The sequence below is a fragment of the Streptomyces sp. BRA346 genome (assembly GCF_052851135.1).
In genome coordinates this window covers 158338-171602 of sequence record NZ_JAIWIH010000004.1, presented here as the reverse complement: position 1 = coordinate 171602, position 13265 = coordinate 158338, and the positions used below count along the sequence as shown (strand labels likewise).

At 72.0% G+C, this 13265-nt stretch carries 11 protein-coding genes and 1 pseudogene; 9 read left to right on the top strand and 3 right to left on the bottom strand.

The window, feature by feature from the left end:
* Positions 1-65 precede the first annotated feature (65 nt).
* Positions 66-1076, bottom strand: coding sequence for an ROK family protein (locus tag LCH29_RS06430; protein ID WP_446460708.1), 1011 nt, complete (start codon positions 1074-1076; stop codon positions 66-68).
* An 86-nt stretch (positions 1077-1162) separates the two neighbouring features.
* On the opposite strand from LCH29_RS06430, the gene LCH29_RS06425 reads away from it, so the two are divergent.
* Entirely contained in the window at positions 1163-2371 is a 1209-nt protein-coding gene (locus LCH29_RS06425) for an ROK family transcriptional regulator (protein WP_446460707.1), read from the top strand.
* Between the two features lie 102 nt (positions 2372-2473).
* Here LCH29_RS06425 and LCH29_RS06420 read toward each other — a convergent pair whose 3' ends face one another.
* Entirely contained in the window at positions 2474-4837 is a 2364-nt protein-coding gene (locus LCH29_RS06420) for a glycosyl hydrolase family 95 catalytic domain-containing protein (protein WP_446460706.1), read from the bottom strand.
* Between the two features lie 500 nt (positions 4838-5337).
* Here LCH29_RS06420 and LCH29_RS06415 point away from each other — a divergent pair, with 500 nt between their 5' ends.
* The 3 genes from LCH29_RS06415 (at position 5338) to LCH29_RS06405 (ending at position 7681) form a co-directional block, all read left to right on the top strand.
* Positions 5338-5979, top strand: a complete 642-nt coding sequence (locus LCH29_RS06415; RefSeq protein WP_446460705.1) for a DUF1326 domain-containing protein — start codon at positions 5338-5340, stop codon at positions 5977-5979.
* 486 nt (positions 5980-6465) lie between these two features.
* Complete coding sequence (locus tag LCH29_RS06410; protein ID WP_446460704.1) at positions 6466-7323, top strand: PP2C family protein-serine/threonine phosphatase; 858 nt, start codon at positions 6466-6468, stop codon at positions 7321-7323.
* Positions 7301-7681: a SpoIIE family protein phosphatase gene (locus LCH29_RS06405; RefSeq protein ID WP_446460703.1), complete on the top strand. Its 381-nt coding sequence runs from the start codon at positions 7301-7303 to the stop codon at positions 7679-7681. Before LCH29_RS06410 ends, LCH29_RS06405 begins: the two co-directional genes overlap by 23 nt.
* 33 nt (positions 7682-7714) lie before the next feature.
* On the opposite strand, the gene LCH29_RS06400 is transcribed toward LCH29_RS06405, so the two are convergent.
* Complete coding sequence (locus LCH29_RS06400) at positions 7715-8542, bottom strand: CDP-alcohol phosphatidyltransferase family protein (RefSeq protein WP_446460702.1); 828 nt, start codon at positions 8540-8542, stop codon at positions 7715-7717.
* A 159-nt stretch (positions 8543-8701) separates the two neighbouring features.
* Between LCH29_RS06400 and LCH29_RS06395 the strand changes: the two genes are divergently transcribed.
* From LCH29_RS06395 to LCH29_RS06375, 5 genes and pseudogenes are all read left to right on the top strand, one after another.
* Entirely contained in the window at positions 8702-9694 is a 993-nt protein-coding gene (locus tag LCH29_RS06395; RefSeq protein ID WP_446460701.1) for a zinc-dependent alcohol dehydrogenase, read from the top strand.
* 81 nt (positions 9695-9775) lie between these two features.
* Positions 9776-10174 (top strand): 6-pyruvoyl trahydropterin synthase family protein, encoded by a 399-nt coding sequence (locus LCH29_RS06390; protein WP_446460700.1) that lies wholly within the window; start codon positions 9776-9778, stop codon positions 10172-10174.
* Positions 10171-11328 (top strand): glycosyltransferase family 4 protein, encoded by a 1158-nt coding sequence (locus LCH29_RS06385; protein WP_446460699.1) that lies wholly within the window; start codon positions 10171-10173, stop codon positions 11326-11328. Before LCH29_RS06390 ends, LCH29_RS06385 begins: the two co-directional genes overlap by 4 nt.
* Positions 11256-12182, top strand: coding sequence for a methyltransferase domain-containing protein (locus LCH29_RS06380; RefSeq protein WP_446460785.1), 927 nt, complete (start codon positions 11256-11258; stop codon positions 12180-12182). The genes LCH29_RS06385 and LCH29_RS06380 overlap by 73 nt, the downstream gene beginning before the upstream one ends.
* Positions 12179-13018, top strand: a pseudogene (locus LCH29_RS06375) (lysylphosphatidylglycerol synthase transmembrane domain-containing protein); the annotation flags it as partial. The gene LCH29_RS06380 and the pseudogene LCH29_RS06375, both read left to right, overlap by 4 nt.
* Positions 13019-13265 lie beyond the last annotated feature (247 nt).

Sequence of the window (13265 nt, the reverse complement as noted above, 5' to 3'; positions counted from 1 at the left end):
CAACTTTCGTCGCGCTCACGTGAGACGTACTGCCGCCCGGCAGGGCGGGAAGTGGGATCCGAGGATCAGCCGCAGATGGTCCGTAGTCCGGACGGAGACGCACCGGTGCGCTCCGATAAGGGAACGGAAGGCGCCGTATCGGCCGGGGCAGCGGCGCCTCGCGCAGGCCGTGCCGCCTCGCGCGCGGCGATCAGGGCACCCGTGAGCGCGGCGTCGTCGTGCATGTCCGAGCGCAGCAGGCCGGGCGGGAAGGGCACCAGCCGCTTCAGCGCCACGGCGAGTTCGGCGAACACCTCGGTGCGTTCGGCCATCCCGCCGCCCACGACGATCCGGGCCGGATCGAAGGCGGTGGCGAGGTTGGCGACGGCGGTGGCGAACCGCCGGACACGCACGTTGATCAGTTCGTTGAAATCGGGCTCGGCCCGTGCCAGGTCGAACGCCGTGGTGGCGGTGGTCCTGTCTCCCGTCCAGGCGCGTGCCACCTCGGTGAGCGCGGCTCCGGAGAACGTCTCCTCCAGCGGAGCTCTGCCGTCGCGTACGCCGGGGTCGTCGGGGTCCAGCACCTGGTACGCGATCTCGCCGGCCGCGCCGTTCGCGCCGTCCAGCACGGTCCCCCGTACCACCAGGGCACAGGAGAGTCCGGTGCCGACATTGAGGTACAGGCCGTATTCCACGCCGTTCAGCAAGCCCTGCCGGGTCTCGGCCAGGGCGGCCGCCTTGACGTCGTTCATGACGGTGATCCGCGCCGCGGGGAACATGCCGGACAGCACGTCGCGCACCCGCAGGTGCTCCCAGCCGGGGGTGTTCGGTGCGAACAGCACTCCGTCGTCGGTGGCGATTCCGGGACAGACCATGCCGACGCCCACGACATCGGTGAGTCCGGCGTCCGGGCCGAGCAGTCGCGTCAAGGACGCCTCGATCCGCGCGAAGAGATCCCGGGGGCCTCGCGCGGCGAGGGTCGGCAGGCGGTCCGTGCGAGGTGCCGAACCTTCCTGCTGACCGGCGACGAGGAGGGCGGTCTTCGTGCCACCCACGTCGATGGCCACGACAGGACCGAGGGATGCAAGCGCTTTCATGGCGCTGATTGTAAGGGAGGCTCCTAAATTTACAAGGGCTTGGGAGCGATACCCTGTCATCACGTCTCAGAGCCGAGGGGGAGCCGTTGGCCAAGCTGACTCCGGTCGCCACCAGCACCACCTACATGCGTCACCTCAACGAGCGATCGGTCTTCCACCATGTGTACGCGGCCGATTCCGTCTCCATCCCGCAACTCGTCAAGGTGTCGGGGCTGTCGAAGCCGACCGTTACCGCCGCGGTCGCCGCGCTGGTCGACGCCGGGCTCGTGCGGCGGCTGGGCGTGCGCACCGGCAAGGCCGGGCGGGCGCCGCAGCTCTTCGGGCCGGAACCCACCGCGGGATGGGTCATCGTCCTGGACATCGGGCGTCGCTGGGTGAGGCTGGCGCTCTCCGACCTGGTCGGCGACGTGGTCCATGTGGCGCGGGTTCCGTCGGCCCGGGACGCGGAGGGGCTGGTCGGCGTCATCGAGGACGTGGTGGCCTCCACCCTCACGGAACGCTCGCTGACCATGGCCGACCTGCTCCAGGTCGTGGTGGGCTCCCCTGGCGTCTATGACCCGGAGGAGCAATCCTTCAAGCTCGCCTCCAATCTGCCGGGCTGGGAGTACGCGCTGCACGTGAGGAAGCTCGCCGAGTTCTTCGCCGAGGCCGGGGCCGTCCGCTTCGAGAACGACGTGGACCTGGGCGCGCTCGGCGAGTGCGCCAGAGGTCTGGGCCGGGGCATCGACAACTTCGTCTACCTGCATGTCGGTTCCGGCGTCGGCGCGGGCATCGTGCTGAACGGCAAGCCGCTGCGCGGTGCTCGCGGCATGGCGGGCGAGGTGGCGTTCATGCCCGTCCTCCCCGTCCCGCGGCGCGGTCTGCCTCCGGAGGTGCGGGAACGCGGCATGCTGGAGAGCACCACCGCCGCCGACGCCATCGTCGACGCGGCCCGCCGGAACGGCCTGGCAGACGCCGAGCGGGCCGAAGACGTCCTGGCGGCCGCCGGGGCGGGAGATGCCGCTGCCCGTAAGGTCATGGCCGACGAGGCCCGCGCCCTCGCCCTCGCGCTCGCCTCGGTCATCACCGTCGTGGACCCCGAGCTGATCATTCTGGGTGGCGGCGTGGGCGGCCAGCTCCACGATTACATCCCCGCGCTGAGGGCGGAGCTGTCCCAGGTCGTGCCCTTCGAGCTGCCGCGGCTGGCGGTGTCGACCCTCGGGGATCAGGGGATCCTGTACGGCGGCGTGGAGACCGGTGTCGAACTGGCGCGGGAGCTCGCGCTGGAACGGCGCTTCACCGACGACCCGGGATGAGGGGCGTCGGTCGGCGGTTCGAAGGGCCCTGCCCCGGATCCCGTCTCCCGCGCCGCCCACGGACCCCGCCGCCGGGCCGGTCGGCCGACCATCACCGGGCGGTCAGCCGGAGACCCTGATCCGTGTCCGCTGCCCGGCGGCCAAAGAGACCCTCCGGGCGTGCGGGCCGAGCGGAGAGTCGGCGACGTCCGCCGAAGTGGCGACGGAGGCCATCCAGCGGCGGCTGATCAGCGTGACGTCCTGGGTGGTGTCCGAGGTGACCGTCACCACGGTGGTACGGGCGGGCAGGTCCCACTCCAGACTGTGCACCCGTATCCCGCCCCGGCCCCGGATGCCCGTGATCGTGCCCTTGCCCCACGGCTCGGGCAGCGCGGGAAGGAGCTCCAGAACACCCGGCCTGGTGTAGAGCAGCGCTTCGGCCAGCACGGCGGGCAGGGTGTTCGCGGCGTCCGCGTTGTAGACGTCCAGACCGGGATTGTGGGAGGTCATCAGCGACCGGAAGAGCATGTCATTGCCGATGATCTTCCTCAGGTTGTCGTACACCTTGGCCCCGTCCTTGAGCCGGGCGGCCACCAGGGCGCGATGCAGGCTGCCGTGCGCGGACAGGTTCTGGTCTCCGCGCACGTCGAGCGCCTTGAGCGCAGGGGCCAGCAGGTCGGGGCGCTCCTCCGGGTTGATCTCGTGCAGCGGCCAGGCCGCGTAGAGGTGCTGGACGTGCCGGTGGTGGTAGCGGTCCGCCAGACCGTCCCAGGACCACTCGGCCAGGGCGCCGTCCTCGTTGACCGCGTAGTCGGGCAGCCTTGCCAGCAAGGCGGTCCAGCGCTCGACGCCCTCGCCGTCACCCTGCTCGGCCCCCAGCGCGTTCGCCGCGTCGATGGCGGCCGTGAGGGCGTGCCGGCCCGCGGAGATGTCACCGGTGGCGTTGACCGAGAGGCATACGCCGGTATTGCCGGGGCTGTTCTCCATGGAGAAGGACGGCACGAACACCACCTTCCCGTGGGCGTCGGTGCGGGTCAGGAAATCCTCGTAGAACAGGGCGAGCTCCATCAGCGCCGGGCCCAACCTGTCCCGCAGGAACGCTTCATCGCCGGTGACCTCGTAGTACTCCAGCAGCGGCTGGAGCAGCCAGTCCGCTCCACCGGTCCAGCAGTGGCCGGGGAACTCGCCGTTGTCGAAGTGGAGCATGTGCCCGTACTCGCCGTCCGTGCGGGAGGGCGCGAGGTAGCCGCGAGCGCCATAGAGGTTTCTCGCGTTGGTCCGCCAGTGGTCGAGCTGGCCCACTACCAGATCGAAGTAGCCCTCCATGACCTCGGTCAGGTCCAGAATGCTGCCCTGGGCCACCTGGAGGTTGACATTCGCGTCCGTGGTGAAATCACCGGCCCACGCGCTGCTCCAAGCCCCGGTCCAGATACCGGTCAGTCGGGGCGGCAGGATGCCACTGGAGCTGAGGAAGAGGTAACGCCCACAGTCGTAAAGCCGCTCGAGCAGGGCGCGATCGATCACCGCGGGGGTGGCCTTCTGACGCTTGAGCAACGCGGTGGTCGACAGCCGGCGGTCGGCCTCGGGCACGTCCAGATCGAGACGGGAGCGGTCGTACAGCTCGGAGTGGATCGCGGTATGCCGGGCGAGCAGCGCCGCGTAGTCGGCTTCCAGCTCCGCCAGCTGTGCGTGCAGCGGCCGGGTGTCCCAGACGGCCGGTGCCTCGTACCGGTCCAGTCGGGTGAGCAGCGTGAGCCGCGCCGCCCCGGCGACCACAAGGGCCGATCCGCTGACGCCGACCGTACCCCCGGTGGGCACGACGCGGGTCACGCCCTCGTAGCCGTATGCCCCCAGCTCCTTCGGGTAGGTGCCGCGCAGGTTGAGCCACCCTGAGCCGTCGGTCACTGTGGCGAGAGTGGTGAAATCCACCCGGGTGTGCAGGTCGTCGCCTGCCCCGTGGGCGCTCGGGGCGTCGTCGAGTGCCGTGTGCACGCTCAGCGTGACATCGATGGTTCGGCCCGGGGGCGGCACCATCTCGTGGACGATGACCCGGTCGGCACGGGAGGCGAAGATCCGGCGGGACCACGTGCCGCGGCCGTCCGTCCAGGCGGAGCTGACCTGACCGGTGCGGAAATCCGTAGTCCGGACGTATCCGTCGGCGACGGCCACGTCCGCGGCGATCCGAAGCTCGTACGCGGGGTGGTACATCTGCGTCCAGAGCAGTTCCCACCCGGCGGCGAAGTCCCGGTTCGCTCCCGAGTAGTCCCCGGCCAGCGCCTTGTCCCGGACGGGCTCCAGGCGCTCGGCGAGCACGGGCGGGGTGACCTCGCGGGTGCCGTTCGGCAAGACGAGTCGGTGGTGGTTGAAAATCACCCTCTCCCGTGCGGGCTCCCCGTACAGCACGGCTCCGTACTCACCGCTGCCGGTGAGGAAACCGTCGGTCCAGGAGTCGGCGGGAACGGTGTCATGGATCCCACGATCGGGCACGGAGATCGAAAGTGGCACGGGCGCGGTCACATCGCCCCCGCGGGGCTGTCCAAGCGGCATCGCCGTCTCTGCTTCCTTGAGGTGGGACTCGCGGGACCAGGCACAGCGCGGAGGGCCCGTCGTGCCGCTGTAGCGTAGTCGGCCCCGCGGATCTCGGACCGTCCGCAGGTACGGCACTGCGCCGGCGCCAGTACCGTCGTGAGGGGCGTGAGCCGTGGGGTATGGGTCCGGATACCCCCTCGGACACCAGCAAGACCCCTGTTGATCAGGGGGTTTTTGCGTTTCCGGGCTGTCCGTGATCAACCACGTGACCAACGGCCCAGCGAATCCTCAGGTCAGACCTTCGCGGCCGCCTCGACAACCTTCCTCCGCACCCCGGACTGCCGCTGTCGCGACAGCGACGCTTACCCCCCAGGGGTATTTGACGCCGTCGCCGCGGCAGCGTAATCTGCTGCCACAGAGATACCCCCAGGGGGTATACAGGTGAAGGGGAAACCGTGATGAGCGAGACGAACTGGCACCTCAAGGGCGAGTGGTTCGACGTATGCAGCTGCTCGATGCCCTGCCCTTGCACCTTCGCGCAGGCTCCGACGAACGGCGCCTGCCTGTTCACGCTCGTATGGCAGATCCATGAAGGGCACTTCGGGGATGTACGCTTGGACGGCCTGGGTGTCGTGGCGCTCGGCGAGTTCGCCGGAAACATGTGGGTGGACGACCCCGACGCCACGATGACGGCGATGTTCTACATCGACGCGAAGGGGACGCCCGCTCAGCGGGACGCCCTGGAGAAGATGTTCCGCGGCAACGCCGGGGGGTGGCCGGGCACGTTCGGTTCGCTGATCAGCGAAGTGCGCGACGTGCGATACGCCCCGATTCACTTTGATACCGCGGCGGATCTCGCATACTGGCGCGCGGCCGTGTCCGACAAGGTGAGCGTGGGCGCCACGGCACTGACCGGTCCCACCTCGGACCCCGGGCGCCGGGTGCAGTTGATCAACGCCCCTGGGGCGGAGGTGGGGCCCGGCCAGGTCGCCACGTGGGGCGTGGTGAGCGCGGACCATGCCGAAGGCTTCGACTTCTCCCGCGAGTACCGCGGCGGGTCCAGTAAGCACTTCCCGTTCGACTGGCGGCCCGACGCATAACAGCCCGGTCCGGCCCGCAACCGCGGTGGAGGAACCCCCTCAGGCCGTCGTCGTCCCATGACGCGGACCTGCGCCGCCGGGTCCGGCGGCGCAGGTCCGCGTCATCTCACTCCCCGTCAGACCACTCCTTTGAGTGACCACCTTGGAGCGATTCAGGCGATACGGTCTTGTCGGACGATCCGGGCCCTTGATGGATGGCGCGTCGGTCGCCGTGCTCCTCGTCGTCACATGGGCGCCACCGCTGCCCGACACCACGTCAAGGGGGCCTAGTTGCAGGCACCACAAAGTGTTCCGAACCGCATCGTCCCCGACCGGCACGATACGGCCGACGCACACATGGAGGGCGAGGGGGCCAGGCTGGCTTTCCTTCAACGGGCGATCAGCGACATCGGCACCACGTTGAACCTCGGCCACGCGGCTCGCCTCCTGGCCGCCTCGGCTGTTCCGGGGTTCGCCGACTTCGCCTCGGTTCATCTCCACGATCACGTGACCGCATCCGAAGACGACTCCACCGCACGGAATCCGCGCGCCGCCTCGGTGATGCACCGCGTGGCCGCCGTCCACCATGACGACCCGGGGCACGGGGAGGGACTCCAGGCGGGGCAGACCTTCGCCTACCCGTCCGGCACGGCAATGGCCCGGTTTCTCGCACTCATCGAGCCGGTCCTCATTCCCCGGGTCGACCGGGACATCCTGCGGAAGCTGCCGGCGGAACTCGACAGCCCGTCCGCCCGGTCGGTGCTCACCGACTCTTCCGTCATGCTGGTGCCGCTGACCGTGCGGGATTCGGTCCTCGGCTTCCTGGTCTTCGGACGCAAACCAGGGCGCCCCGCGTTCCTCCCGGCGGACCTGGCCGCCTGCCAGGAGATGGCCGAGCGGGCGGCCCTGTCCCTGCACAACGCCCGCCTCTACCACCACCAGGCCAGAACCTCAGCCGTGTTGCGGCGCAGTCTCCTGCCCATGCTGCCGCCCCATCTGCCAGGGGTGGAAATCGCCTACCGGTACCACCCGTACAGCCGCACCACGCAGGTGGGCGGCGACTGGCTGGACGCCATCCGGCTGCCCGGCCACCGGGTCGGCCTGGTCATCGGTGATGTGGCAGGTCATGGACTGCATGCGGCCGTGGCGATGGGCCAACTGCGCACCGCCGTCAAGACCCTCGCCACCCTGGACCTTCCCCCCGCGCAGTTGTTGCTCCGCCTCGACCAGTTCGCCCAGGGGCTCGACCAGACCATCCTGGCCACGTGTCTGTACGGCATCTATGACCCCCTCACCCGCCGGGCCACCTTCGCCAGCGCCGGGCACCTTCCCCCCCATCCTGGTGAGCCCGGACGGCAAGGATGAACTGCTCCAGGTGCCCGTCAGCGCGCCGATCGGTGTGGGAAGCCCCGCCGTCGACACATTCGAGCTGTCCATCGACCCCGGCAGCCTTCTCCTGATGTGTACCGACGGTCTGGTGGAGACCCGCGAGGAGGACATCGAGCAGGGGCTGTCCGCCGTGCGCCGCAGCCTCACCACCCCCCGCCTGTCGCTGGAGGAAGCGTGCGACGCGCTCCTGGCGCGACAGCACCCCGGCGGCCGGCACGACGACGCCGCCGTGCTCATGGCCCGCCTCCACGGCGTTCCCCACGGCAGGATCGCCACGTGGCCCCGCCCGCAGCGGCCCGAGCAGGTGCGCATCGCCCGCGGGTCGCGGGAGTGAGGACGCGCTGCATCGGGAGCGCCGGGAGGGCGTTCACGCGCTGCGCGCGGGGAACGGCTCGTCGTGCACCACGCGGGGCACCGGGCGGGCGAGGCGTGTGACGCGGGCGACGGGGTGGTCGGGTTCCGTCCGTACCTCGGCGCGGGCGGCCTTGTCCGTGCGCCGCAGCCACGCGATGTCCCGGGCGAAGGACCAGATCAGCGTGGTCAGGGCCAGCAGGACGACCGCGAGGTTCGCGGGGGCCGGGAGGAGTCCGGTGGCGGCCACGAGGAGGGCGACGCCCTGGAGGGCGGCGACCGTCTTGCGGGCCATGCTGTGCGGCAGCGGCGCGTTCATCCAGGGGAGGAAGCGGGCGGCGGCGACGAAGGCGTAGCGCATGGCGCCGATCAGCAGCACCCAGGGGCCCAGTGCGGTGGCGACGTAGACGCTGAGCACCAGGATGAGGATGGCGTCGACCTCCATGTCGAACCGTGCGCCCAGCGTCGAGGAGGTTCCGGTGCGGCGGGCCACCTGGCCGTCGACCGCGTCGAGGATCAGGGCCACCGCGGTGAGCGCGGTGAGGACCGCGACCCGGGGCGGGCTCGTGAAGGAGTCCGCGACCAGTGCGGTCACGCCCCCGACGAGGGTGGCCCGGGCCAGGGTGACGCGGTTGGCGGCCCCGAAGGAGGACAGCCAGGAGCGGGAGACGGCGCGGGTCAGCACGGCCCAGGAGACGGCCGCGAAGGCGAGGCCGGTGAGCCAGCCCGCGGGCCCCAGGTCGAGCGAGGCGCCCAGAAGCGTGAGCAGGAGGATCTGTACGCCCGCTCCCACCGCCGTCTCCTGCCGCAACAGCCTCGCGTTGTATGTGTGGTTCAGGGCCACCGGGCACCCCTCCGGCTGTGTGACAGTGTCGATTGGCGCCGCGTAGCGTGTGCGCGGCTTGATGATGTCCCGTACGTGGCGCGTCTCCCGTTTGTTCAGCGTGATGCGTGGCCCGTTGTTTCAGCGCAGAGTTTCTGCTCGATTCCCAGGAGGACGCAGATGGAGCGCGTCGCCCGTGCTTTCTGGCTCAACTCCCCCGGTCACGGTGGGATACGGGATGTGGTGCTGCCCGAGCCCGCCGAGGGTGAGGTGGTGGTGCGCACGCTGTGCTCCGGTGTGAGCCGTGGCACGGAGGCGCTGGTGTTCCGGGGCGGGGTGCCGGAGAGCCAGTACGGCGCGATGCGGGCGCCGTTCCAGGAGGGCGACTTCCCCGGGCCGGTGAAGTACGGCTACCTCAATGTGGGGGTGGTCGAGGAGGGGCCGCGGGAGCTGGTGGGCCGTACGGTCTTCTGTCTGTTCCCGCACCAGACGCGGTACGTGGTCCCGGCGAGCGCCGTGACGCCCGTCCCTGAGGGCGTGCCCGCCGAGCGGGCGGTGCTGGCCGGGACGGTGGAGACCGCGGTGAACGCCCTGTGGGACGCGGCGCCGCTGCTCGGCGACCGGATCACGGTGATCGGGGCGGGGATGGTCGGGGCGTCGGTGGCCGCGCTGCTGGCCCGCTATCCGGCCGTACGGGTCCAGTTGGTGGACGCCGACCCGGCGCGCGCGGAGCTCGCCAAGGCGCTCGGCGTGGACTTCGCGCTGCCGGAGGAGGCCGAGGGCGAGCGGGATCTGGTGGTGCACGCCAGCGCGAGCGAGGCGGGCCTCGCGCGCGCCCTGGAACTCCTCGCTCCGGAGGGCACGGTCATCGAGCTGAGCTGGTACGGCGACCGCCGGATCAGCCTGCCGCTGGGCGAGGCGTTCCACTCCCGGCGGTTGACCGTGCGCAGCAGTCAGGTGGGGACGGTGTCCCCGGTCCGGGGCGGCCGCCGCGGCTATGCGGACCGGCTGGCGCTCGCGCTGGAGCTGCTCGCCGACCCCGCGCTGGACGCGCTGGTCACCGGGGAATGCGCGTTCGATGAGCTGCCGGGGGTGATGGCCCGGATCGCCGCCGGTGAACTGCCGGGGCTCTGTCACCGGGTGCGGTACCACGGCGCGCGCGAAGCCGTCTGAACAAGGCTGAGCTGCGGCTGAACACGGGGAAGGCATCGGCCGTACTAGAAGCCGAGATGTGCCGCCGGACCGGGAGGGCCGTTGTTCAGCATCACCGTCCGCGATCACCTGATGGTCGCCCACAGCTTCAGCGGAGAGGTCTTCGGACCCGCGCAGCGTCTGCACGGCGCCACGTTTCTGGTGGACGCCACCTTCCGGCGCGCCGCGCTGGACGACGACAACATCGTCGTCGACATCGGACTGGCCACCCGGGAACTCGGCGCGGTGGTCGGCGACCTCAACTACCGGAACCTCGACGACGAGCCCGCGTTCAAGGGGATCAACACCTCCACCGAGTTCCTGGCCAAGGTCATCGCCGACCGGCTCGCGGAGCGGGTGCACGCCGGGGCGCTCGGCGAGGGCGCGCGCGGCCTCGCCGGGCTCCAGGTGACCCTGCACGAATCGCATGTCGCCTGGGCGAGTTACGAGCGTGACCTGTGACCGCGCACCTCGACCATCCCGGGAGCCTGCTGGGCCTCGGCGGCGGAGCCGTCCCGCCGCCGGTGCGCGAAGTGCACGTCGTCATGCCCGGCGGGGTGGACGACCCGGCCACGCCGAGCGGCGGCAATACGTACGACCGGCGGATCTGCCGGGAGCTGCCCGGCATCGGCTGGGACGTCCACGAGCACACGATCGCGGGCAGCTGGCCGCAGCCGGGGCCCGTGGCGCGCGCCGAACTGGCCCGGCTCCTGGCGGAGCTGGCGGACGGCAGCATCGTGCTCCTCGACGGCCTCGTGGCCTGCGCCGTCCCCTACCTGGTCGTTCCCGAGGCGGAACGGCTGCGGACCGGGGTGCTGGTGCATCTGCCGCTGGGTGAGGAGACGGGGCTCGCCCCGGGCCGGGCCGCGGACCTGGACGCGCTGGAGCGCAAGACGCTGCGCGCGATGCCCGCGGTCGTGGCCACCAGCGGCTGGGCGGCCCGTCGGCTCGTGGCGCACCACGGGCTGGCCCCGGGCCGGGTCCATGTGGCCGCGCCGGGTGCCGATGTGGCGCCGCAGGCGTCCGGCACGGACGAGGGCACCCGGCTGCTGTGCGTCGCCTCGGTGACCCCGCGCAAGGGGCAGCACCGGCTGGTGGAGGCGCTGGCCGAGGTGGCCGATCTGCCGTGGACGCTGGAGTGCGTCGGCGGGCTCGACCAGGACCCCGGCTATGTGGAGCGGCTCCGCGAGCTGATCGAGGCGTCGGGGCTCGGCGACCGGGTGCGGCTCACCGGGCCGCGCGGCGGCGCGGAGCTGGAGGCGAGCTTCGCCGGTGCCGATCTGCTGGTGCTCGCCTCGTACGCCGAGACGTACGGGATGGTGGTGACCGAGGCGCTGGCGCACGGCGTTCCGGTGCTGGCCACCTCCGTGGGCGGGGTTCCGGAGGCGCTCGGGCACGCGCCCGAGGGCAGCGTGCCGGGCCTGCTCGTCGCCCCGGACGACCCGGCCGCGCTCACGGCGGCGCTGCGCCGCTGGCTGGGCGATCCCGATGTACGCCGCCGGCTGATCACGGCCGCCCGTGGCCGGCGCACCGCGCTGGACGGCTGGCACACGACCGCGTCGGACCTGGCCGGTGCGCTGGAACGACTTCGCCGCGAACCCCGGAGGGCCGCGTGACCACCACCGATACGCCTCACTACGCACCCGAGTGGCTGGAGTTGCGCGAGGGCGCGGACGCCGCCGCCCGCGCGGCCGAACTGCTGGAGCCGTTGCGGGCCCGTCTCGCGCAGACGGCCGGACGCTCCGTCCGCGTGATCCATGACCTGGGCTGCGGCACCGGCTCGCTGGGCCGGTGGCTGGCGCCCCGGCTGGACGGCCCGCAGGAGTGGGTGCTGCACGACCACGATCCGGGTCTGCTGGAGCTGGCCGCCGAGCGGGCGCCGCGTGCGGCCGCCGACGGCAGCCCGGTCACGGTACGCACGCACCGCGGTGACCTGGGCTCGCTGACCGCGGCCGATCTGGCGGGGGCGTCGCTGGTGACGGCCTCCGCGCTGCTGGACGTGCTCACCGCCGAGGAGGTGGAGGGGCTCGCCGCGGCCTGTGCCGGGGCCGGTTGTCCGGTGCTGCTGGCGCTGTCGGTGGCGGGGCGGGTCGAACTGACCCCGGAGGACCCGCTGGACGCGGAGATCGCGGAGGCGTTCAACGCCCATCAGCGCCGCGCCGGTCTGCTGGGGCCGGACGCGGTCGCGGTGGCCTCCGAGGCGTTCGCCCGGCGCGGTGCGACCGTACGGACGCACGCCAGCCCCTGGCTCCTGGGCGGCGGCGAGTCGGCGCTGGCGGCGGAGTGGCTGCGGGGCTGGGTGGGCGCGGCGGTGGAGCACCGGCCGGAGCTGGAACCGCGTGCCGAGACGTATCTGCGGCGGCGGCTGGCGGAGTGCGCGGCGGGCGAGCTGCGGGTGGTGGTGCACCACGACGACCTGCTCGCGCTGCCGCGCCCCGTGAGCCCCGGCCCGACGGGCGGAGTGTCATGAGCGCGACGATCAGGGCCCGGCTGGGCACTCTCGCCGGAGCGGCCATCATCGCGGTACTGCTGTGGCAGATGGGCACCGGCGCCTTCGTGGAGGGCTTGCGCCGCATCGACGGAGTCACCCTGCTGGCCGCCCTCGCACTGGGCCTGCTGACCACCGTGTTCAGCGCCTGGCGCTGGTGCGTGGTGGCGCGGGCGCTGCGCATCCGGCTGCCCCTCGTACAGGCCGTCGGTGACTACTACCGCTCCCAGTTCCTCAACGCGGCGCTGCCCGGCGGCGTCCTCGGCGATGTGCACCGCGCGGTACGGCACGGGCGCACCGAGGGCGATGTCGCCCGGGGCGTGCGCGCCGTGGTGCTGGAGCGGACGGCGGGTCAGGTGGTGCTGGTGATGGTCGGCGTGGCGCTGCTGTTCGCCCACCCCGCCCTCGCCCTGTCCGAGGGCGGACGGGTGCTGCACGCCATGGCCACGACGCCCGGCGCCGCACCCGCGCTGCTGGCGGTGTGCGGGCTCGGGGCCGTGGCCGTCGTACGGCTGCGCCGCAGGCCCGGCACCTCGCGGGGGCGCCGGGCGCTGCGGGCCGCGCTCACCGAGGCGCGGCTCGGGCTGCTGGCCCGCGCGAGCTGGCCGGGGGTCGTGCTCTCGTCCGCGGTGGTGCTGGCGGGCTATCTCGGGATGTTCCTGCTGGCCGCCCGGGCAGCGGGATCAACCGCCCCGGCGGCCCGGCTGGTGCCCATCATGGTGCTGGCCCTGCTCGCCATGGCGCTGCCGCTGAACGTCGGTGGCTGGGGTCCCCGCGAGGGCGTCACCGCGTGGGCCTTCGGCTCCGCGGGCCTGGGCGCCGCCCAGGGGCTGACGGTCGCGGTCGTGTACGGGGTGCTCACCTTCGCCGCGAGCCTGCCCGGTCTCGGTGTGCTGGTCGGGCAGTGGGCCGTCCGGCTGCGGCGTCCCCAGGTCGAGCTCGAAGAGGGTGTCCTCGCCGAGGTGGGCCCGGCGGGTCCGGGGGCGCAGGGCGTCGCGCATGACGGGGGTGCCGTCGAAGCGCAGCCCCGGGATGCCGTCGCCGAGCAGAACCGGTGCCACGGTG

Coding starts and splice junctions, on each gene's coding strand:
- LCH29_RS06395 (WP_446460701.1), top strand. CDS start 8,702: ATGGAGCGCGTCGCCCGTGCTTTCTGGCTCAACTCCCCCGGTCACGGT.
- LCH29_RS06415 (WP_446460705.1), top strand. CDS start 5,338: ATGAGCGAGACGAACTGGCACCTCAAGGGCGAGTGGTTCGACGTATGC.
- LCH29_RS06430 (WP_446460708.1), bottom strand. CDS start 1,076: ATGAAAGCGCTTGCATCCCTCGGTCCTGTCGTGGCCATCGACGTGGGT.